A 20,153-nucleotide genomic window follows, 5' to 3' on the forward strand; every position below is an offset into this window, starting at 1 on the left:
TGCCGCCCGGCTGTCAAGCGTCGATGAGCGCGTTGATTGGCTCAGCGCCCGGCTTGCGCCGTCGACTGGCTGAGCCAGTCCTCGAAGCGGATTGCGCCCAGGCGCGGGCTCTTGCCGGGGGTCAGCGATTGATCGTCGAGCAGCGCGCCGAAGTAGCGCGCGTGCACGTCCGGCACGACCTTGCGGGTGTCCTGGGTTACCCGCAGAAAGCGCCTGACCAGTTCGTCGAGCGGCATGGCCTCGGGACCGGCGACTTCGACCGTGCCATTGACCGGCGATGCCAGCGTGACATCGGCAAGCGCTGCCACCACGTCGTCCGACGCCATCGGCTGGATCAGCGCTGGCGACAGGAAAATTTTCTCGCCGACGGTGGCCGACTGCGCAATGCCGCCGACAAACTCGAAGAACTGCGTGGCACGCACAATGGTGTAAGGAATGCCGGACGCGTTGATGAGGTTTTCCTGCGCGACCTTGGCCCGGAAATAGCCGTTTTCCGGAAGCCGTTCGCTGCCGACGATCGACAGGGCAACGTGATGGCGAACCCCCGCGGCAGCTTCCGCAGCCAGCAGGTTACGGCTCGAGGTTTCGAAGAATTCGAGGACCGCTTTGTCTTCCCACGACGGCGCGTTGGCCACGTCGACGACGATCTCAGCGCCATCCATCGCTTCGGCCAGGCCCTCGCGGGTGATGCTGTTCACGCCCCGTGTTGGGGGATGCTGCGAGTGCGTCTAAGCCGCGCTCGCGGAGGTTCTGCACAAGTTTCGATCCGATGAGGCCGGTGCCTCCGATGACGACGATCTTCATGGGTTCTCTCCGCTTCCCGACGGCAACCATTGCTGTCGATGTAGAGAAAGAGTGCCTGCGGCCGTGAGGGAAGTCCTTGTGCCGGCCTTGAGTTTGCCTTCGGGCAATCTTGGTTTTTCGTCCAAAGAAGCAGTGTGCGACTGGCATCCCTTGCTGGACGGTGCAGCGGTTTACGCGCTGCCGTATTATCGACACCACGTATTAATCGCCAGCTCGGACACGGAGTCGAGGGCGCTCGACCAGGGGATACTCACCTTGCAATTCGTGTTTGAAGACTACGTGCTCGATCAGGAGCGCCGGGAACTGACCTTGTGCGGGCAAGTCGTGGCCGTCGGGCCGCAGGTCTTCGATCTATTGCTGCAGCTCGTCAGCAACCGCGATCGCGTCGTCAGCAAGGACGACTTGCTCCAGGCGGTGTGGAGCGGCCGGATCGTCTTGGAATCGACAATCACCAGCCACATCAATGCGGTGCGCAAGGCCATCGGCGATACCGGCGAGGAGCAGCGTCTGGTTCGCACGGTCCCCCGCAAGGGTTACCGCTTCGTCGGCGAGATCAAGGTCGGCGAGATCGGGGAAGCGCGACAGCCTGAGTGGTCAGGCATCAACGAACGCGTGCCCGCTGACCCGAAGGAATCGCCCCCCTCCACGCTCGTCCTGCCGGACAAACCCTCTATTACCGTCTTGCCCTTCCAGAACCTGAGCGGCGATCCGGAGCAGGAATATTTCGCCGACGGCATGGTGGAAGACATCATCGCCGCCCTGTCGCGTATCCGCTGGCTGTTCGTCATCGCGCGCAATTCGAGCTTCACCTACAAAGGTCGGGCGGTGGACGCCAAGGGCGTCGGCCAGGAGCTCGGCGTGCGCTACGAGCTGGAAGGTAGCGTGCGCAAGTCCGGGAACAAGGTTCGCATCACCGGGCAGCTCATCGACGCGACGACCGGGACGCATATCTGGGCGGAGCGCTTCGAAGGCATGCTCGACGACATCTTCGAGCTGCAGGATCAAATCGCCGAAAGCGTCGTCGGTGCCATTGCGCCGCAGCTCGAACGGGCGGAAATCGAGCGTGCCAAGCGCAAACCGACGGAAAGCCTGGACGCCTACGACTATTACCTGCGCGGCATGGCGAAACTGCACAGCGGCACCCGCGAAGCCATCGAGGAGGCGCTGCCGTTGTTCTACAAGGCTATCGAACTCGATCCGGAATTTGCATCGGCCTATGGCATGGCGGCCTGGTGCCACTTCTGGCGCAAGATAAATGGCTGGATGAGCGATCGGACTCGAGAGATCGCCGAGGGCGCGCGGCTCGCGCGTCTGGCGGTGGAGCTCGGCCGGGATGATGCGGTGGCGCTGACGCGAGGCGGACATGCACTTGCCCATCTCGCCGGCGATGTCGATGGCGGCATTGCCCTGCTCGACCGGGCACGCCTGCTCAATCCCAACCTCGCCCCCGCCTGGTACCTGGGCGGTATCCTGCGCGCTCTGCGCGGTGAAACAGACGAAGCGATTGAGCATTTGGCGCATGCCACTCGCTTGAGTCCGCTGGATCCGGAAATGTTCAGGATGCAGGTCGGGATGGCGCTCGCGCATTTCTTCGCCGGGCACTTCGACGCCGCTTCGGCCTGGGCGGAAAAAGCCCTGGGAAACCTGCCCTGCCTCCTGGTGCCGGTTGCCCTGATGGCGGCCAGTCATGCGCTCAGCGGACGAATGGACAAAGCGCAGCGGGCGATGCAGCGCCTGCACGAGCTGGATCCATCGTTGCGCCTCTCCCACCTGAAGGACTGGCTGCCCATCCAACGGCCCGAGGATCTCGCGCGGTTCGCGGATGGACTGCGGCTGGCCGGGTTGCCCGAGTGACCGCGATAATGATTGCAGGCAATACGCTGGATGGTGCATCCAGCACTTGAACCGTTACCACGACGAGTGTCTTCAGTCATTGAATGGATGTATCAATGTGCGTCGCAGTCTCCAGGAATGTCATCCCAGTAGGGCGGCGTGCCAATGGCGTTAAGAAAGAAATCCCAAACTAATCGCACTTTTTGCGAGCGAAGCCGATTTTCGGGTGATAACAGATGTATTTGACTTGGCGTCGCCTCCACGGACCCATCCCATTCGGGCAGAAGCCGGATCAACTCTTTCTTCCTGAAGCTCTCTTTGTTGAATAGCCAGGAAGGAAAGAAAACGATGCCCCTTCCAGCCAGTGCCGCTTCCACAAGCACCTCAGCGTTGTTGCTTCGTAGCGGGCCCTGAACATCGATGATTTCTAATGTCTCGCTCTCAGGGTGCCGAAAATACCAGCGCTGCGCCCCGCCCGTACCCTTATAGACCAGACAGGAATGATTTCGGAGTTCCTGCGGCGACCTGGGTTTTCCATATTTCTCCACATACTCCGCGCTTGCGCATAGCACGTAGCGTTGGTCGCAAATTTTACGTCCTATTAAACCCGAGTCCTCTAAATGTCCTACTCGGAATGTGATATCGGCGCCCTCCTGGACCGGATCAATGAACGCATCGGTGACAGTCAGCTCCACCGTCAATTCGGGGTATAGCAGGTACAAACCATTGAGGAGCTTCACGATGTGAAGATGGCCGAAAGCGATAGGTGCGTTGATCCGTACAAGGCCACGAACGTCGCCACCTTTACCGCTGACTTCTTCGTCCGCTGCGTCCAGCAATTCCAGGATTTCCCGGATCCGAACGTAATATCGCTCACCCGCGTCGGTGAGTTTCACCGCGCGAGTATTGCGATACAGGAGCTGTTGTCCAATCTCACGCTCGAGCGCCGCAATGAAGCGTGAAACCGATGAGGCTGGAACCTGGAAGTGGCGGGCTGTCGCGGAAAAGCTGCCTGTCACGGCCACCATCGCGAAGAATCTGTGGGCTTTTAGATGCAATGACAAGTCTCCCTCAGGGGGGCCGAGGAGGCTGCGATGGCCAGCCAATGCTGAGCTGATACCGCGCTTCGAGCCTCTAAATCAATCAAGTATAAGCGCGCAAATTGCTATTCTAGCAACAGTGTTTTGCTTTTAGGCTTGATTGTGGCTGTTTTGGCAACCTCCTACCATGGCGCCAATGCATAGACATGCTTTACCCCACTTGGAGGCCCCGATTCATGATTGACCTATTTGGCAAATATGATCTCAGCGGATTGACGCTGAACAACCACTTCGTCATGGCACCGATGACCCGCTCACGGGCACCGGAGGACATTGCAACTGAACAGGTGGCCTTGCATTACACCCAGCGCGGCACTGCCGGCCTGATCATATCCGAAGGTACCCCAATCTCCCGCGAGGGCCAGGGCTATCTCTTCAACCCGGGGATTTACACCGAGGAACAGATCCAGGGCTGGAAGCTGGTCACTGATTCCGTCCACAGTGTGGGCGGCAGAATCTTTGCTCAGTTGTGGCATGTCGGACGTGTTTCCCATACTTCGATTCAGATCGATGGGACAACACCCGTCAGTGCCACGAGCAAAGTTGCGCAAGGCGCGATCGCGTTCGGATACACGCAGAGCGGTGAACCAGGATTTGTCCCAACGTCGACTCCACGCCCTCTGACTACTGAGGAAGTCGGTCGAGTCGTTGAAGACTTTGCGCAAGCTGCGCAGAACGCAATTGCTGCCGGCTTCGATGGGGTGGAAATCCACGGCGCCAACGGCTACCTGATCGAGCAGTTTCTCAACCCATTGGTCAATGACCGCTGCGACCGCTATTCGGCGAAAAGCCTGGAAGACCGCCTGCGCTTCGTTTTTGAAGTGGTGGATGCCGTTTGCGCCAGAATTGGTGCAGATAGGGTGGGTATCCGGATCTCTCCGTACGGGCAGCTTTTCGATATGCCGATCTACCCCGAGATCGACGAGACCTACTCTGCACTCTGCGCAGGCATGAATAAGCGTGGGATCGCCTATGTCCACGTCATGGATCAGACCCACTTCTTCCTGGCGGACGAAAGCTCTACTGCGCAGGAGCAGGCTCTTCGAGAATTGCTGACACACTGCAAAGCGCAATTGGGCGAAACCGCTCTCATTCTCGCCGGTGATATGACACTGGAGCGCGCCCAAGACTTGGTGGACGCCGGGCTGATCGACCTGGCAGCCTTTGGACAACCGTTCATTGCCAATCCTGATTTGGTCGCACGCTTGAAAAACGGCTGGCCTTTGACGACGCCAGATCGTGACACCTACTACGGTGGCACCGCCAAGGGTTATGTGGACTATCCCCCATACGCACCAGCCTGACGCTGGCTTCAGGTTGGCGATGGCGAAGTAATAATTGCACTTCCATTGCCTGATTCAGCGCGCTGTCAGCGGCCGCTATGGGTCGTTTTCAGCCGGTCGCGATAGGCAGCGATCGGCCAAAAGCGGTCACTGGTTAGCGTCCGTCCAACATACCTTGCTGATCCCTGCGCGCCGGTGCGTGCGAGACAAAGGGCACCGATGGACGCTTGCGGCTCATCGACACGTCATTGCCTACTCTGCGTGGAATCCTTTCATGCGACGCCACACGCACCAATCGCTTATTGGCCCCATTGCCTAATGGCCGGCAATCTAGGCTTGAATGCGTTTACCGCTTGATTTTGTCTTTGGTGTTGAACCATTCCGGTGGGCTTCCAGGTACTTATTGTCCGCCACTTTTTCAGTCTGGGTTTCTGCCGCTGGCTGACCGGTGGTAAATCGCGCGATTTTTGTTCCGATCCCAGCGACCAAACGTTCTCTAAAACGTTTTTACACAGCCTGGACCCAAACCGGCAAGTCGAATCAGACAGAAATCAGCCCAAAAAAGGTGTCTGTTTCACAAGGCATGACCGGCAAATTGCGATCTCAGCCGTACCGGCGATCACGCACGTAAATAGCAATCAGGCCTATGTGCCGCAGTGCTATTTCTGCCATGGTTTTTCTTGCTGTTGGTGAGGAATGTCTAAGCTAAAGAGGTCGGAAATGGAATGAAGCAGAAACCTTGTGCTAGCGATGGTAGCCAAGTGCAGGGTTTGCCAGCTTGAGGTATAGTGGCGCGGTTCGTGCGTCCAAAGTCGAAGCTCTGTTATTGATTTTTCAATGAAATGTAATAAGATTTTAGTCTGATTTGCTTCACCATAAGGATGTACACGTGCTGAAGGGAGATCGGCCTGGGCAGGATCAAATGCCTCTCCCTCTTATGTGCGTTTACTTGGTCTAAGCCTGGCTTGCCTGGGACAGCTTTGAAGGTGCACATTTATTTATGAAAAACGTTTACTTGATCAGCAACGTCAACAATGGTGGAAAAACTTATCTTGAATACTTATTACCAGCTCTAAATGCTCTTCGCTATAAATATAACTGTATAGTACTCCAAACAAATATTGCCGGTATAAGTACGCACGAAGCAGAGCAGGCCCTGAGTTATCCAGTCAAGGAGGTGGGACTGGATTTTATCGCCACGTTAAAATCGCAAATAATTATCTCAAATGATGCCTTTGTTGGGATACTGCTTGACGATTCAAATTTTGGTATTTTTATTTCGCACGGCAATGTCGGCATGCCCGTCAGGGACCGGTACTATTTTTCCGAATTGACATCCTATTGGGATGCGATTGTTTCTTCATCCAGATCGTTTTTTGACCTGGTTAAAGCAGGTCTACAGCTTTACAGGCATGACCGGAGCGCGTTACATCTAGTACCTAACAGGAAGACACTTCGCTCGGACCTTAGAAAAACCAGTGCAATACGTACACTGCCAATTAAAATCCCCGAACCTATCAAATTTCCCCCTGAACTTTTGCAACCATCCAAGGAGTATATAGTAGGCCTTCTGCCGACCCAAATAGGAATATGCCCGGGCGGCGCTACTCTATATGAAAACATGGAAGTGGTAATTAATGCAGTCAAGTCCCAGATTCCTCATGCAAAATTTATTTTGCGACCCTATATGACTGATTTTGAGCATCCGTATGTAAAGGAGATGTGTGACCAGCTTTCTCAGTATCAATGGATTTCAATAGATTATACTAAAGGAAGCAGTAAAGAATTCTACCCACAATGTGATACTGTCATTACCGACGGCTCAAGCGGCGGTGTTTCCTTTATGCTAAATACATGCAGACTGCCAATTTATTATGTTCCGGAAACAAATGAGAGCCACCCCATGGTTACGGCCTGGCTGGAACAAATGGACAGTTTTCTGCCAATAGCCAAAGATGGCGATGAGATTAAAGATTTATTACTTGGGTTTGAATTACTTACCCCCGAGCAAAGTTATCTTATCTATAAAAAATTCTACGATTCAGAATACAGCGAACTACATCACCCGGATGAAGTGTTTCAAGATTTGGTTCAGAAAAAGCACGAATCCAGTTTTTGCCACTTCGTGATCGACTCTTTGGGAACAGTCAACGAGTGTGAGATCGAGGATCAACAAAGCGTGCTGCAACCCTCATGAATTTCAGGCAACTAACGCTTCTAAACTGCACATGAGTCAGGTCGATATGAAAGGTGACTTTGCCGGGCAAGTAGTGTGGATTACCGGTCTGTCGGGTGCGGGCAAATCAACTTTGGCCCTTGAGTTCGCTGCCGGGCTTCGACACCATGGCCACTCGGTTGTCATGTTGGACGGGGATGAACTGCGCGACGTATTTCGCGCAACAGCTGCCAATCCGCAAAACCATGGGCGTGAGGGGCGATTGGCGCTGGCCATGCAATACGCCCATCTGTGCAGAGTCATTGCGGCGCAAGGACACACAGTAGTGATCGCCACGATTTCGCTGTTCCGCGAAGTTCATGCCTGGAACCGTGTCCACTTACCTGGTTATTTCGAGGTTTATTTGAAGGTGCCGGTGGAAGAACTGCGCCGTCGGGATCCCAAGGGAATATATCGCCGGTTCGATGCGGGCGAGTTGCACAATGTCGCGGGGCTCGATTTATCGATTGATGAACCGGACGCGGCAGACTGGGTGGTGGAGTTCGATCCTCACCGCTCAATACAAACGTTGACTGATAACTTGCTCCACCATTTTTTTAAAAGGAAGCTGGTATGAAAACCGAATGGGATTACACCACCCTGGCCGACGCTTATTTGAAACGTCCTGACTACGCCGATGCCGCGATCGACGCGATGCTTTCGATTGCAGGTGCCGAGAAAGGCGATAAGTTTTGCGATGTCGGAGCAGGTGTTGCACACCTGACCATGATGCTGGCTGCTCGTGGTCTGGATGTTGTGGCCGTGGAGCCGAATGATGCGATGAGAGTCAATGGTATTAAGCGTACCGTCGAGCTGGCCAATGTCCGTTGGCATGAAGGTACCGGCGAAGTTACCGGGCAAACATCCAAAGCGTTCGACATGGTCACCTTTGGTAGTTCCTTCAATGTCTGCGACCGCCAGCAGGCACTCACGGAAACCGCGCGCATTCTCAAGCCTCGGGGCTGGTTCGCCTGTATGTGGAATCATCGTCATCTTGATGATCCTATCCAGGCCCGGATCGAAGCCATCATCAAAGAGCGGGTACAGGGTTATGGCTATGGTACTCGTCGTGAAGATCAAACCGCAGTCATAGACGCCAGTGCGCTTTTCGGACCTGTTGTTCATCTTGATGCGCGTGTCATTCATGAGCAAACCATCGAAGAATGTCTGGAAGCCTGGTTTTCCCACGCGACACTGGAGCGTCAAGCCGGTGCGAAATTCCATGAGGTAATTAGCGCAATCGATGACTATCTGAGAAGCCTTGATACGGCCTCGATCCAGATTCCGTACTCGACCAATATCTGGGTTTCTCAGTTGAGATAATGCCGATGTCGCTGCATTTCTCTACCAAAGCCGGCACATTGATCGGCCTTCAGGAGCGACTCAGGTCGGCTCTCATTGCTCCCTTGCTGTCGTTCACCGTGAGGGAATGGAAGATGGGGCGGCACGCCTGTTTTCGTGATATCCGGGGACGATTAGGAGACGGGCCGTGGATCGTGCGCTCTAGCTGTCTGCGAGAGGATGGCGCGCAAGCTTCCTGCGCGGGGGCTTTTCTCTCGATCCCTGATGTCAATGAAGCAGAATTGGGATCGGCGATTGAACGGGTGATCGCAAGTTATGGCGATGCACACCTGGCAGACGAGGTACTGATTCAGCCGATGCTGGAAAATGTGGTTCGGTCCGGCGTTGCCTTTTCCCACGACCCGAATACCTGTGCGCCGTATCGTGTGGTGAACTGGTCGGAAGGCAGTGACACCGCATCTATCACCAGCGGCATGGGCGGTCGGTTGTGGCAGCAGGCGGCACGCAGCGAAGTGCCACCACCGCCAAGCCTCGCCCCCATCATTGCCTTGCTCGAAGAGTTGCTGGCGTTGTTCGATGGCGCCCCGGTTGATTGCGAGTTCGCTGTCACGCTCGAAGCAGCAGGCGAGGTACTGTGGCTGTTACAGGCCCGGCCATTGATTTTGCCGACACGTCCCGAATCTGAAACAGACCAGGCCGCTCGGCTGGATAGTATTCAGCGCAAGGTGGCGCGGGGCATGCAGCCGCACCCATTTCTGATGGGCCAGCGTACTGTCTATGGCGTGATGCCGGACTGGAATCCGGCCGAGATTATCGGCATCCGTCCCAAACCGCTCGCGCTCTCGCTGTACCGGGATTTGGTGACTGACTCAATCTGGGCTTACCAGCGCCATAACTATGGCTACCGCAACTTGCGCAGCTTCCCGCTGATGCCGCATTTCTTTGGGTTGCCATACATCGATGTGCGCTTGTCGTTTAACTCTTTCATTCCAGCAGACCTCGATGAGGGGCTGGCCGGGCGGCTGGTCGATCACTATATCGATCGGCTGCTGACCGAACCGACGCTGCACGATAAGGTGGAGTTCGAGATTGTATTCTCGTGCTACACACTGGATTTATCGCAGCGATTGGAGCGTTTGGCCAGTGCCGGTTTCCTGGAGCACGAGCTGGAGGCCATCAGCACCAGTTTGCGCAAGCTGACCAACCGCATCGTTCATCCCAAGGACGGCTTATGGCGCGCTGATGCCAATAAGCTCGACATACTCAATGCGCGACGCGAAGAGTTGTTGGCATCCAATGCCGACCCACTGGAGCGGATTTACTGGCTGCTGGAGGATGCCAAACGCTATGGCACCCTGCCATTCGCCGGTCTGGCGCGTGCCGGCTTCGTCGCGGTGCAGATGCTTAAATCTCTGGTGACGGTGGGCGTGTTCTCGCAGGCTGACTACGATTGCTTCATGGGTGGCGTCTCAACCGTCAGCGGCCAGTTAGCACGTGACCGAGCAATACTGGACAAGGCGACGTTCCTCGCGCGCTACGGCCACTTGCGCCCGGGCACCTACGACATCCTTTCGCCCCGTTACGATGAAGCGCCGGAACTCTACTTCGACTGGACTCAGCGTCCATCCGCTCCGGAACCGGTAAAACCCTTTTCGCTGACCCTTCCACAGATGCGCGCAATCGTGAAGCAATTGGAAGAACACGGCTTGCAGCCTGATCCGGTCGGCTTACTGGACTTCATGCAAGCGGGAATCGAACTGCGTGAGCTGGCCAAGTTCCACTTCACCCGCAATTTATCGGATGCCTTGGCATTGATTGCCGAAGTGGGCGCCCAGCACGGCATTGGCCGCGAAGACATCGCCTATTGCGACATCAATGCCTTCAAGGAACTGCACATTGCGGCAGTCGACCCCAAGGATGTGCTGTTACGCAGCATTGAACAGGGCAAGGCCCGCTACGAAAAAACCCTCAAGATATCGCTGCCGCCGGTGATTGTCCGCCCTGAGGATGTCTGGTCCTTCGAATGGCCGGAAACAGCCCCCAACTTCATCACCCAGAAACAGGTGACAGCTCCCGTGGTGGGCAGTGATGACCGAGAAAGGCTCGCCGGGGCGATTGTCTGCATTCCCAATGCGGACCCGGGGTTTGACTGGTTGTTTGCCTACCCGATTGCCGGGTTGATAACAGCTTGGGGCGGCGCCAACTCACACATGGCGATTCGAGCCGGCGAACTTGGCCTGCCAGCGGTTATCGGTGCCGGTGAAGTGCTCTATCGCCGCTGGTCGGCGGCTCAACGCTTACACCTGGACTGTCCCGGGCGCTGGGTGGAGATGCTGGCATGAAGGTTGTTGCCATCAGCCAGCGTGTGGACGTGTTTCCTGAGCGCGGCGAAAGCCGTGATGCGCTCGACCAGCGTCTGATCACTTTTCTTCTGGCCGCCGGCTTTTTGCCGGTGTCGGTACCTAACGGGTTGTGTCTGCAAACACTCGATGGGGGGCTGATTCATGATGCCCTGCATGACTGGCTGAACAAGGTATCGCCACAGGCCATAGTGCTTTCGGGAGGGAATGACATCGGCCAGTGTTCGGCACGCGACCTGACCGAAAGCAGATTGCTTGACCATGCACGATCCCACAGCCTGCCAGTACTCGGAATTTGCCGGGGAATGCAGATGATCGCGCACTGGTCAGGCGGCGAGCTAAAATCGGTTACAGGTCATGTGCGAGCCCGGCATAAATTGTCAGGACAGATTGTTGCCGAGGTGAACAGTTATCACGGTTTTGCTCTTGCCTGTTGTCCGGAAGAATTTGAGGTCTTGGCGCGCAGTGAAGATGGAGAAATCGAAGCCATCCGACACCTCAGCCTGCCCTGGGAAGGCTGGATGTGGCACCCGGAGAGAGAGGACGTGTTTGCATCACACGACGTTCATCGATTGAAGCAGTTGTTCGGTGAATAAAACGGCTTTAACAGGCTATTCGGACTGTGTTTCTGACTGAGCAAGTGGCACTTGGAGCTCAACTCGCCGAGACAACTTCCATTTGAAATTTCATGAGGTAGAAGTGTTGTGAATGCCATTATTTTGGCTGCCGGACGTGGCAGCCGCATGAAAAGCCTCACGGATGAACGTCCGAAGTGCATGGTCGAGTTGCGAGGCAAGACACTGCTGGAGTGGCAGTTTGAGGCACTGCGCGATGCAGGCATTTGCAAGATAGCCATCGTTACTGGCTACAAACGCGAGTTGTTGGCAGACCAAGGGTTGATTGAATTCCATAATTCACGCTGGGCGCAAACCAACATGGTGTCGTCATTGGCGTGTGCTGAAGCCTGGCTGCAGCAAGAACCGTGCATCGTGAGTTATTCCGACATCTTCTACAGTCCCGCAGCGGTCCAGTCGTTGATGAAATGCAAGGCTTCCCTGGCAGTCACCTATGACCCGAATTGGCTGGGGCTCTGGACACAGCGTTTTGGCGATCCATTATTGGATGCCGAAACGTTCCGCCTTACATCTGCTAACACCTTGGCCGAAATCGGCAACAAACCGAAATCAGTAGACGATATTCAGGGACAATACATGGGGCTCTTGCGCTTCACGCCTGAGGGTTGGGCAGAAGTAGTTCGGCTTCGCTCAGCATTAACCCCGGAACAGTGTGACAAAGTGCATATGACGAACACCCTTCAGCAAGTCATTGATGCGGGGCGGGTCCCGATACAGGCCTTTGCGTACACCGGAGAATGGGGAGAAGTGGACTCTGCCGAGGATCTCTTTTTGTATCAATAATCGCTCAACGACACACTGGAAAACACCACCGCCCCCACAGGCGCCTGTTTGAGCATCACTCCACACTGATAAAGCCCCGCGGCTTCCAACTGGTAGTCCATCCCCGCCAGCGGGACGACGGACTCAGCCCTTGGCCGCCATCGCGGTGATTTCCACGCGCATGCCTTCGACCGCCAGGGCGGCCACGCCAACGGCGGCGCGAACCGGCCAGGGCTTGGTGAAGAAGCGCTGGTAGACCTCGTTGAAGGCGGCGCGGTCGGCCATGTCGGTGAGGTAGATGGTCAGATGCAGGACCCGGTCCATGGAACTGCCGGCGCGCTCCAGCGCTACCTTGAGCGCCTGCAAGGTGCACTCGCTCTGCAGGACGATATCGCCCAGCTCCAGGCTGCCGTCGGCGCGGGTGGGGATCTGAGTGGAGACCAGCAGGCCATTGATACCGGCGACGTCGGAGGAAATGGATTCCGGGTCAGGGTCAGGGAGGAAAGTGAGGTCGTGGTTCGCCATGGGGATCTCTTGCTTGAGGTGGTAAGGAGGCGTTCGTGTATGGGGCGGGCGGCCCGACATCGTCAGCGGGCTCAGTCAGCCAAGCCCGCTGGGGCATTCAATGAGGTAATGCCTTTTGCACGGCCCAGTTTACAGCTTCAGATCTGCTAACCAACCAAACACTGGCAGATTTAACGGGCTTGGCGGATAACATTCTCAAGGCAACATGCGCTACCGCCTTGAAATGCGCTGTTTGTCCGGGTGTGATGCACCACTGGGTGTCCAGATAGCCAGTTCAAGCCGTAGTCGTTTCGAGGGCATCAATGCAATAGAGAGGAGGATGGCAATGAAGTACATGATCAGCTGGTTCGAACGCCCACAAGGTTCGCCTGCGGAGTACGAGAATGCGCAGAAACGGATCCTTGAAGTGTTCAGTCAATGGAAAGCACCGGACAATTTCAAGATCGAGGTGTTTGTCGTGCGCGTGGGTGAATGGGGTGGATACATGCTGGTGGACTGCGACGATCCGGTGGTGGTTCATAAAGTGTGCTCGACGTTTCCTGCGTTTGAATTCCAGGCGCGCCCGGTGATTGCCATCGAGGACGCGGTCCGGGTCGAACTCGAAGCCATTACCTGGCGCGATGGACTGAAACGCCAGTGATGGTTGCCATCGCCCTGGATTTTGGTCAGACAGTGGGTAAATCCTTTGCTCAACCGGACCGCCAACAGCCTGTGGCCGCTGGCGGTCGGTTCGAGCGAATTTCAGAGGATATTTCCATCCCACCCTGCCCTTCACCCTGAAGCTGTTCTAAATCTTCTTCGCAGCGGACAAGGATTCTTCGATCTCCTGTGCGACCAGGCTTTGTATCCGCCACAGATTACGGTCACGAATGCCATACTCTTTGAGCATTGTCACAGTCCGGAATAAGTATTGGGCTGACGACCCCCAGTGCCCGGCTGCGCGAGCCAATACATGTGCAACCTTTTCCATGGGCAATTTGCCTGCATAGGCCATTCCGTCGCGTGCTGCGACAAAGGCCAAGGCACGCACTATCCCGGACTCGGTTTTAACCGAAATCCAGCGGGGAACATTGGTCGGTGGGTTTGCGTCAATTTCCCGGAACATTAACAGTCCCAGTTGTTTGAAGTGGTCTTGCGCTGGAAGCCGGTAGGCCAACCCGTTGCAGCTTCCGCCTCGGTCGAGGGCCAGCATCAGGGCAGGCAACTCGCGTGTGCCGCGCCAGCGAGTCAGCTTCAGGCAGAACGACCGATGCCAGCCATAAGCGGTGGCGCTACGGCTCTCCACAACCTCGAACTCCGGATTCCAGATCAGTGAGCCATAAGCAAAGACCCAAAGATCTTCCGGTTGGTATTCAAGTAAAAGCGCCTCCACCATCGCGTCAAACTCTGCCTGGGTGTGTTCGTTCGTGCCCGGCTCGGGTCCAGGATCGGGCTCGAACCGCTCAACACAAGCGACGTGTTCCGCAGTCAGATTTCGTCCTTTGAATCGGGTCGCTTGTTCTTCGGCCATACCCGCCTCTCGATAGGACTAACTGGAGGATCAGCCCCCTCTACTCATGGCAATAATAAAGCTTATTGACGATCATCCAGCGATGATCAACTTTCAATAGCGACAGGTAATCTGTAAATCTCATCCCGATATAATCATCAATGATTTTTACCGCTGCGGCATCACCGGTTATGTCCAGATCAATAATCTCCCAGAAGGGCTTTACCTTTTTTGCAGCCGGGCCTTCGGCCTTGATGGCTCCGATAAATTCATCAAGGGATAACCAATCAAGCTCTTTATGGTAGTGGCCAATAATGCGACAGGATGGGTGAAAGGCCTGCCGCAGCAATACCTCGTCTGCGAATACCATGCCCTCCACATAATTGCGGACCACCACGTTGATGAGTTCTTTATCTAACGGGTCAGTAGTCATGTCGAACCTCTGGTTTCTGCTCATCGCACCATAGGTGCAGGTTGATCGACTGTCTCCCCAGGGGCTGATCAATCTGAAAGTCTAGCACCGCGTGCTGAATTGTCCTGGGCCTGGTAGACAGGTTCCGAGCGTCCGTATGGAGTCGACCGGTGCCGCCTGTCGACTCCATGAACAGCTAGCGATCAGCCCGCCGCGACGACGGTGAATTCCACCAGCATGTCCGGGGGCGGCCAGACGCGATTCAACGGTAGCGCGCGCAGGCGCATGGGCTGCGCCACCGCAACCCAAGGACGGTGCAACTGTCGTCAGGTATTGGTTTTCAACTTGGTCCACAGGCGAGTACTCAGCCGTGCGATGGCAGCCGGGAGATCCTCAACGGTGAACAACTTGTCCATGACACTTTTCTCTGGGTAAATCGCCAGGTCCTGCTTAACGGACGGAGTGACGTACTCATCCGCCGCACTGTTGGGGTTGGCGTAATGGATGCTGTTGCTGATGTTGGCAATGACCTTCGGCTCAAGCAGGTAGTTCATATAGGTATAGCCATTCTTCTCGTGCGGCGCGCTCCTGGGCATGACCACCATGTCGAGCCAAAGGGTCGAACCCTCATCAGGAATCGAATAGGCGATGTCGATTCCGTTTTTGGCTTCCTTGGCACTGGCAGCTGCTTGCACCACGTCGCCGTTGAAACCAATCACCGCGCAGACATTGCCATTGGCCAGGTCGCTGATGTACTTGGAGGCATGGAAATACTGGACGTAGGGTCTGATCTTGAGCAACGCCTGCTCGGCTTTTTTGTAATCCGCAGGCTCGTGGCTGTGAGGTGGCAGCCCCAGATAGTTGAGGGTGATCGGCAGGATCTGCGTAGGGTTGTCGATAATCGCCACGCCACACTCGCTCAGTTTCTTGATGTTGTTCTCATCAAAAAACAGGCTCCAGGAACGGGTGACATCGGTGTTACCGAATATCGCCTTGATTTTCTCTACGTTGTAGCCAATACCCGCAGTGCCCCACATGTATGGATAACCGTACTGGTTGCCTGGATCATTGACCTCGAGTTTTTTCAGCAACGCCGGGTCAAGATTCTTCCAGTTGGGTAGCTGACTTTTGTCAAGCTTCTGAATAGCCCCTGCCTTGATCAATCTGGACAGAAAATGGTTTGAAGGACTGACCACGTCATAACCGGTATTACCCGTCATCAACTTGGATTCCAGGACTTCGTTGCTGTCGTGAATGTCGTAAGTCGCCTTGATCCCGGTTTCCTTGGTGAAAGTGGTCAAGGTATCGTCGGCGATGTAGCCGTTCCAGTTGGAAACATTGACGACTTCGCCAGCATAGGTGGCTGCCGAAAACGTAGTGAGCAATAACACCAGGGAAATTTTGTTGACGTGCATGTTCAATCACCTTTTTTGAGGAGCTTTTGTTCTTTTGTGGCTTTCTGGATTCTTATTCTTTTGCGGCGTTCTAGATTTCTGTCCTGGCCCTGACTGCCTCCACGCGCATCCGCAGCATGGCACCGATGTCGAGTAATGGTCGGGGCGGGAGCCAGCCGGGCTGAGCCCTGTGCATGACCGACTGCAATATTGGCGAGTCGGCACCCGATGCCAGTTCGGCGAGCAGGCGCCCCCACAGGGTGCCGCGCGCAACGCCTGAACCATTGCATCCGGCCACGGCAAACAGCCCCTCTTCAACCTTGGCAAAATAAGGTTGTCCGGAGCGTGAGGCGCTCAGATGCCCGGTCCAGGTGTATTGAATATCCTGTTCGGTCAACCACGGAAAACGTCGCTGCAAGCCCAGCACATGGTGTTTTCGCCGGTGCAGGAGTTCACTGTTGGACAAATCCCGAGAACGGTATTCCGCCGTGTTGCGGATCATCACTCGACGATCCGGGGTCAATCGCACCGTGGCGCCGAGTGGTCGGGTGGACAGCACGCCCCAAGGCTCCACACCACCGATGGCACGGAACTCCTCGTTGCTGAGCGGCCGCGTGAGGCTGGCGCTGAGTTCCATCGGGAACGTTGCGCTGTCATCGATCCCCGCACGTGGGATGAAAGCGTTCAGGCATACCAGCACCTGCTTCGCCTCAATGCTTGCATCGATGCCGTTAGCCCGAATGCGCCCTTTGCCCAAGCGCTCCAGGCCGGTGATATCGGTGTTCTCGTAGAGGATCACATTTTCCGGCAGCGCATCCAGCAAGCCCTTCACGTATTTCGCCGGTTGCAGCAATGCGTTGCCGTTGCCACACCAGATCGCGGCCTGGTAATGCCGGGTTCCCAGCTTTTTGAAAAGCTGTTCGCCTTGCAGAAATTGCGCAGAGGCACCGACGGCTTTTAGCGTCTCGAGTTTTGCCTCGACATGGGTCAGCTTCCCTGGGTCGCTGACAGCAAAGAAATAGCCGGAGTCCCTGAAGTCGCACTCGATGCAATGGCGCCCGATACGCTGGCGTACCTCCGCGCTGGCGGCACGTGAAATCGAGGTATCCATTTCATACCCGGCAAACCCCCGATGACCTGAAAGCTCATCAGTGCCTGGATGTTCGTGGCCCACCACGAACCCTGAATTGCGCGCCGAAGCCCCCCGCGCCGCTCGCTGTCTGTCGACGATCACGATGCGTGCCTGAGGATGCATTTGCGCGAGCGTATGAGCGGCACAAAGGCCGGTGATACCAGCGCCGATGACCAGCCAATCGGCTTTTTGCGCGCCGCTCAGGCGATCACGAACTGATGAGTTTCCAGCTTGCGCAATCCAGCCACATACATTTTCCATGGGTCACCTCATTTGACTGTCGTTCCGCGAGCCGCATCCATTCACAGAAGCACATGCATAAATCGCATAAGTGGTTTGAGATGACGGTAGCTAGAGCTAGAATCTATAAGGTCTGTAGTAATACGACCAACGTTATAAAATCATCGAGATATTCTGGAAACGCATGGATAAAATTCGCCACGTCCCCTCTCTGCAGGCTTTGCAGGCACTGGTGGAGGTCTCCGATTCGGGCAGCTTCACCCAAGCTGCGCAAAAGCTCTGCCTGACCCAAAGTGCCGTGAGCCGAAAAATTCAGCAGTTGGAGAGTCACTTCGGCGTGCCTATGTTCGTCAGAAGCAGCCGCAGCATTCGACTGACCCCAGAGGGTGAACAGGTGCTTGGCAGCGCTCGAAGCATCCTGGAGCAATTGAAAACCCTCGAGGATCGACTTTCTCCGCAGAAACGCCCATTTCGCATACGCATGCATGTGTCGCTGGCGGTTCGATGGTTGCTGCCCAAGCTCAGCGACTTCTACCGCCGTCACCCGGAAATTTCCCTGTCGATCGAGACCGTTGCCACTGAGGTCGTCGAGCCGGCCAGCGACAGCGACGCCTACATCCTCTACCTAGCCGAACCGTCCAGCGATCCAGCCTGCCTGACCCTGTTCGAGGAAGCCCTGGTTCCGGTGTGCGCCCCCGGCCTGGGCAACTCAATCCATCCACTGGATTCGGTGGACGATCTGGTCCGCTTTCCCCTGCTCCATCGTTCGGCGGACAAACAAGCCTGGATTGATTGGCTGGCAGCCAATGGCGGTAATTCGCTGGAGAACTACCGACACATACCCTTCAACCTCGACGAATTGGCGCTCGATGCAGCCGCGCGAGGCCTGGGGGTGGCCATGACCGACATGACCCTGGCAGAGGAGTCTATCGATCGCGGTGTGCTCATCGTCCCGTTCGGCCAACCCTTGAAAACCAGAGGAGTCTATTCGCTGTGCCCGCAACCCTCGGCCGCCGCTCATCCGGCGTGCTCGCTGATCATGCAATGGTTTGCGCTGCAGGCCGAGCGGGACGCAGGCTGAAGTTGGCCCACAAGTAGAGCGGTCCAGCGCTTCTGGATCCGCTCTCGCGGTAGGACATCAGCCATTCACAGACAATGGCTTGATCGTCGCAGCCAGGGTAACTTCCTCTTCAGCCAAGCTCGCTAATTTCAAGCATTCCACTTCGCTAAAGAGCTTCGCAAGGACAGTGCAGATACCCCATCCCGGATCCGCCGTAACACTCGTCAACCGTCAAACCCAAAAGCCCCATGTCGCCAAATTTGCGCCATAAATCCATGGTAAATTGATCATCACGATCCGCGGCTTCAGCACGAGGAGCGATAACGCATAAGAAAAATGCCCGTACCTTGCGATACGGGCATTTTCTTTAACCGGAGAGCAGATTGCTAGGTTTTCACACAGTCTGTAATGGCCGGTTTTTTTAATGGGTCTGCTACTTAACCGTTAAACACGTCATCCACGCTTTTCAGCGGGTAGTTCTTCGGATACGGCAGGGTTGCCACGCCGCTCTCGATCGCGGCCTTGGCCACGGCGTCGGAGATCACGGTGATCAGGCGAGCGTCCATTGGTTTCGGGATGATGTACTCACGGCCGAATTCCAGCTGGATGCCACCGTAGGCGTCGCAGACGTCCTGTGGCACTCGCAGTTTGGCCAGTTCACGCAGGGCGTTGGCCGCAGCCACTTTCATTTCTTCGTTGATGCGCTTGGCGCGAACGTCCAGAGCACCACGGAAGATGAACGGGAAGCCCAGTACGTTGTTGACCTGGTTCGGGTAATCCGAACGACCGGTGGCCATGATCACGTCGTTGCGGGTTGCGTGAGCCAGTTCCGGGGAGATTTCCGGGTCCGGGTTCGAGCAAGCGAAAACGATCGGATTAGCCGCCATAAGCAGCAGGTTTTCTGCGCTCAGCAGGTTCGGACCAGACAGACCGACGAACACGTCAGCACCTTGCAGTGCGTCAGACAGGGTGCGTTTTTCAGTCGAGTGAGCGAAGACTTCCTTGTACTGGTTCAGGTCTTCACGGCCGGAGTGAATCACACCGGTACGGTCAACCATGAAGATGTTTTCGATCTTCGCGCCCATGCTCACCAGCAACTTCATGCAGGAGATAGCGGCAGCACCAGCACCCAGGCAGACGATCTTGGCTTCTGGCAGGGTTTTGCCAGCGATTTCCAGGGCATTGATCATGCCGGCAGCGGTCACGATCGCGGTGCCATGCTGGTCATCGTGGAACACCGGAATATCGCACTGCTCGATCAGAGCGCGTTCGATTTCAAAGCACTCTGGCGCCTTGATGTCTTCCAGGTTGATGCCACCGAAGGTGATCGAGATGCGCTTGACGGTATCGATGAAGGCTTGCGGGCTTTCGGAGTCGACTTCGATGTCGAACACGTCGATACCGGCGAAGCGCTTGAACAGCACGCCCTTACCTTCCATGACCGGCTTGGAAGCCAATGGACCGAGGTTACCCAGGCCGAGAATCGCGGTGCCATCGGAAATCACTGCAACCAGATTGCCCTTGCCGGTGTACTTGTAGGCGAGTTCAGGGTCGCGGGCAATTTCGCGGACTGGTTCGGCTACACCGGGGCTGTAGGCCAGCGACAG

17 protein-coding genes and 2 pseudogenes are annotated in these 20,153 nt (G+C 56.0%); 10 read left to right on the plus strand and 9 right to left on the minus strand.

The genetic code is table 11. The features are described from left to right. Positions 1-41 precede the first annotated feature (41 nt). Positions 42-804 (minus strand): annotated as a pseudogene (locus F8N21_RS24400) (SDR family oxidoreductase). Between the two features lie 255 nt (positions 805-1,059). On the opposite strand from F8N21_RS24400, the gene F8N21_RS24405 reads away from it, so the two are divergent. Beyond that, the gene (locus F8N21_RS24405) at positions 1,060-2,658 is read left to right on the plus strand and encodes a winged helix-turn-helix domain-containing protein (RefSeq protein ID WP_150644580.1); all 1,599 of its coding nucleotides are present in this window, start codon (positions 1,060-1,062) and stop codon (positions 2,656-2,658) included. A 92-nt stretch (positions 2,659-2,750) separates the two neighbouring features. On the opposite strand, the gene F8N21_RS24410 is transcribed toward F8N21_RS24405, so the two are convergent. After that, positions 2,751-3,695 carry a LysR family transcriptional regulator gene (locus tag F8N21_RS24410; RefSeq protein ID WP_150644562.1) on the minus strand — a complete coding sequence of 315 codons (945 nt, stop codon included), beginning with the start codon at positions 3,693-3,695 and terminating at the stop codon, positions 2,751-2,753. A gap of 218 nt (positions 3,696-3,913) precedes the next feature. Between F8N21_RS24410 and F8N21_RS24415 the strand changes: the two genes are divergently transcribed. From F8N21_RS24415 to F8N21_RS24445, 7 genes are all read left to right on the plus strand, one after another. After that, a complete protein-coding gene (locus F8N21_RS24415; RefSeq protein ID WP_150644563.1) occupies positions 3,914-5,041 on the plus strand; it encodes an alkene reductase in 1,128 nt (375 codons plus the stop codon). Positions 5,042-6,020: 979 nt separating this feature from the next. Beyond that, entirely contained in the window at positions 6,021-7,217 is a 1,197-nt protein-coding gene (locus tag F8N21_RS24420) for a hypothetical protein (RefSeq protein WP_150644564.1), read from the plus strand. Between the two features lie 31 nt (positions 7,218-7,248). Next, positions 7,249-7,812: an adenylyl-sulfate kinase gene (locus F8N21_RS24425; protein ID WP_224788282.1), complete on the plus strand. Its 564-nt coding sequence runs from the start codon at positions 7,249-7,251 to the stop codon at positions 7,810-7,812. Then, entirely contained in the window at positions 7,809-8,558 is a 750-nt protein-coding gene (locus F8N21_RS24430; RefSeq protein WP_150644565.1) for a class I SAM-dependent methyltransferase, read from the plus strand. The genes F8N21_RS24425 and F8N21_RS24430 overlap by 4 nt, the downstream gene beginning before the upstream one ends. 5 nt (positions 8,559-8,563) lie before the next feature. Further along, positions 8,564-10,879 (plus strand): PEP-utilizing enzyme, encoded by a 2,316-nt coding sequence (locus F8N21_RS24435; RefSeq protein ID WP_150644566.1) that lies wholly within the window; start codon positions 8,564-8,566, stop codon positions 10,877-10,879. Beyond that, a complete protein-coding gene (locus tag F8N21_RS24440; protein ID WP_150644567.1) occupies positions 10,876-11,493 on the plus strand; it encodes a gamma-glutamyl-gamma-aminobutyrate hydrolase family protein in 618 nt (205 codons plus the stop codon). Before F8N21_RS24435 ends, F8N21_RS24440 begins: the two co-directional genes overlap by 4 nt. A gap of 108 nt (positions 11,494-11,601) precedes the next feature. Continuing rightward, a complete protein-coding gene (locus F8N21_RS24445) occupies positions 11,602-12,315 on the plus strand; it encodes a phosphocholine cytidylyltransferase family protein (RefSeq protein WP_150644568.1) in 714 nt (237 codons plus the stop codon). A 123-nt stretch (positions 12,316-12,438) separates the two neighbouring features. Here the strand turns inward: F8N21_RS24445 and F8N21_RS24455 are convergent, their stop codons facing one another. After that, positions 12,439-12,819 carry a RidA family protein gene (locus F8N21_RS24455; protein ID WP_150644570.1) on the minus strand — a complete coding sequence of 127 codons (381 nt, stop codon included), beginning with the start codon at positions 12,817-12,819 and terminating at the stop codon, positions 12,439-12,441. 325 nt (positions 12,820-13,144) lie between these two features. Here F8N21_RS24455 and F8N21_RS24460 point away from each other — a divergent pair, with 325 nt between their 5' ends. Continuing rightward, positions 13,145-13,459 (plus strand): DUF3303 domain-containing protein, encoded by a 315-nt coding sequence (locus F8N21_RS24460; protein ID WP_150644571.1) that lies wholly within the window; start codon positions 13,145-13,147, stop codon positions 13,457-13,459. 147 nt (positions 13,460-13,606) lie between these two features. On the opposite strand, the gene F8N21_RS24465 is transcribed toward F8N21_RS24460, so the two are convergent. From F8N21_RS24465 to F8N21_RS24480, 4 genes are all read right to left on the minus strand, one after another. Further along, on the minus strand, positions 13,607-14,329 hold the full coding sequence (locus F8N21_RS24465; protein ID WP_150644572.1) for a gamma-glutamylcyclotransferase: 723 nt from the start codon (positions 14,327-14,329) through the stop codon (positions 13,607-13,609). A gap of 40 nt (positions 14,330-14,369) precedes the next feature. Beyond that, positions 14,370-14,741 carry a nuclear transport factor 2 family protein gene (locus tag F8N21_RS24470; protein WP_150644573.1) on the minus strand — a complete coding sequence of 124 codons (372 nt, stop codon included), beginning with the start codon at positions 14,739-14,741 and terminating at the stop codon, positions 14,370-14,372. Between the two features lie 305 nt (positions 14,742-15,046). Next, on the minus strand, positions 15,047-16,135 hold the full coding sequence (locus F8N21_RS24475; protein WP_150644574.1) for a polyamine ABC transporter substrate-binding protein: 1,089 nt from the start codon (positions 16,133-16,135) through the stop codon (positions 15,047-15,049). Between the two features lie 70 nt (positions 16,136-16,205). After that, positions 16,206-17,507, minus strand: a complete 1,302-nt coding sequence (locus F8N21_RS24480) for an NAD(P)/FAD-dependent oxidoreductase (protein ID WP_150644575.1) — start codon at positions 17,505-17,507, stop codon at positions 16,206-16,208. Positions 17,508-17,670: 163 nt separating this feature from the next. Between F8N21_RS24480 and F8N21_RS24485 the strand changes: the two genes are divergently transcribed. Then, entirely contained in the window at positions 17,671-18,567 is an 897-nt protein-coding gene (locus F8N21_RS24485) for a LysR family transcriptional regulator (protein ID WP_150644576.1), read from the plus strand. 169 nt (positions 18,568-18,736) lie between these two features. Here the strand turns inward: F8N21_RS24485 and F8N21_RS24490 are convergent. Next, positions 18,737-18,895 (minus strand): annotated as a pseudogene (locus F8N21_RS24490) (acyl-CoA dehydrogenase family protein); the annotation flags it as partial. 88 nt (positions 18,896-18,983) lie between these two features. Next, on the minus strand, positions 18,984-20,153 hold a 1,170-nt coding region (locus F8N21_RS24495; protein WP_150644577.1), incomplete at its 5' end, for a malic enzyme-like NAD(P)-binding protein.

This window comes from Pseudomonas fluorescens (assembly GCF_902497895.1).
In the GTDB taxonomy this organism is placed as follows: Bacteria; Pseudomonadota; Gammaproteobacteria; order Pseudomonadales; family Pseudomonadaceae; genus Aquipseudomonas; species Aquipseudomonas fluorescens_BP.

Excerpts from the sequence above, each read along its gene's own strand:
- F8N21_RS24415 (WP_150644563.1), top strand. The coding sequence starts at position 3,914 with ATGATTGACCTATTTGGCAAATATGATCTCAGCGGATTGACGCTGAAC.
- F8N21_RS24420 (WP_150644564.1), top strand. The coding sequence starts at position 6,021 with ATGAAAAACGTTTACTTGATCAGCAACGTCAACAATGGTGGAAAAACT.
- F8N21_RS24425 (WP_224788282.1), top strand. The coding sequence starts at position 7,249 with ATGAGTCAGGTCGATATGAAAGGTGACTTTGCCGGGCAAGTAGTGTGG.
- F8N21_RS24430 (WP_150644565.1), top strand. The coding sequence starts at position 7,809 with ATGAAAACCGAATGGGATTACACCACCCTGGCCGACGCTTATTTGAAA.
- F8N21_RS24435 (WP_150644566.1), top strand. The coding sequence starts at position 8,564 with ATGTCGCTGCATTTCTCTACCAAAGCCGGCACATTGATCGGCCTTCAG.
- F8N21_RS24440 (WP_150644567.1), top strand. The coding sequence starts at position 10,876 with ATGAAGGTTGTTGCCATCAGCCAGCGTGTGGACGTGTTTCCTGAGCGC.
- F8N21_RS24455 (WP_150644570.1), bottom strand. The coding sequence starts at position 12,819 with ATGGCGAACCACGACCTCACTTTCCTCCCTGACCCTGACCCGGAATCC.
- F8N21_RS24460 (WP_150644571.1), top strand. The coding sequence starts at position 13,145 with ATGAAGTACATGATCAGCTGGTTCGAACGCCCACAAGGTTCGCCTGCG.
- F8N21_RS24465 (WP_150644572.1), bottom strand. The coding sequence starts at position 14,329 with ATGGCCGAAGAACAAGCGACCCGATTCAAAGGACGAAATCTGACTGCG.
- F8N21_RS24470 (WP_150644573.1), bottom strand. The coding sequence starts at position 14,741 with ATGACTACTGACCCGTTAGATAAAGAACTCATCAACGTGGTGGTCCGC.
- F8N21_RS24475 (WP_150644574.1), bottom strand. The coding sequence starts at position 16,135 with ATGCACGTCAACAAAATTTCCCTGGTGTTATTGCTCACTACGTTTTCG.
- F8N21_RS24480 (WP_150644575.1), bottom strand. The coding sequence starts at position 17,507 with ATGGAAAATGTATGTGGCTGGATTGCGCAAGCTGGAAACTCATCAGTT.
- F8N21_RS24485 (WP_150644576.1), top strand. The coding sequence starts at position 17,671 with ATGGATAAAATTCGCCACGTCCCCTCTCTGCAGGCTTTGCAGGCACTG.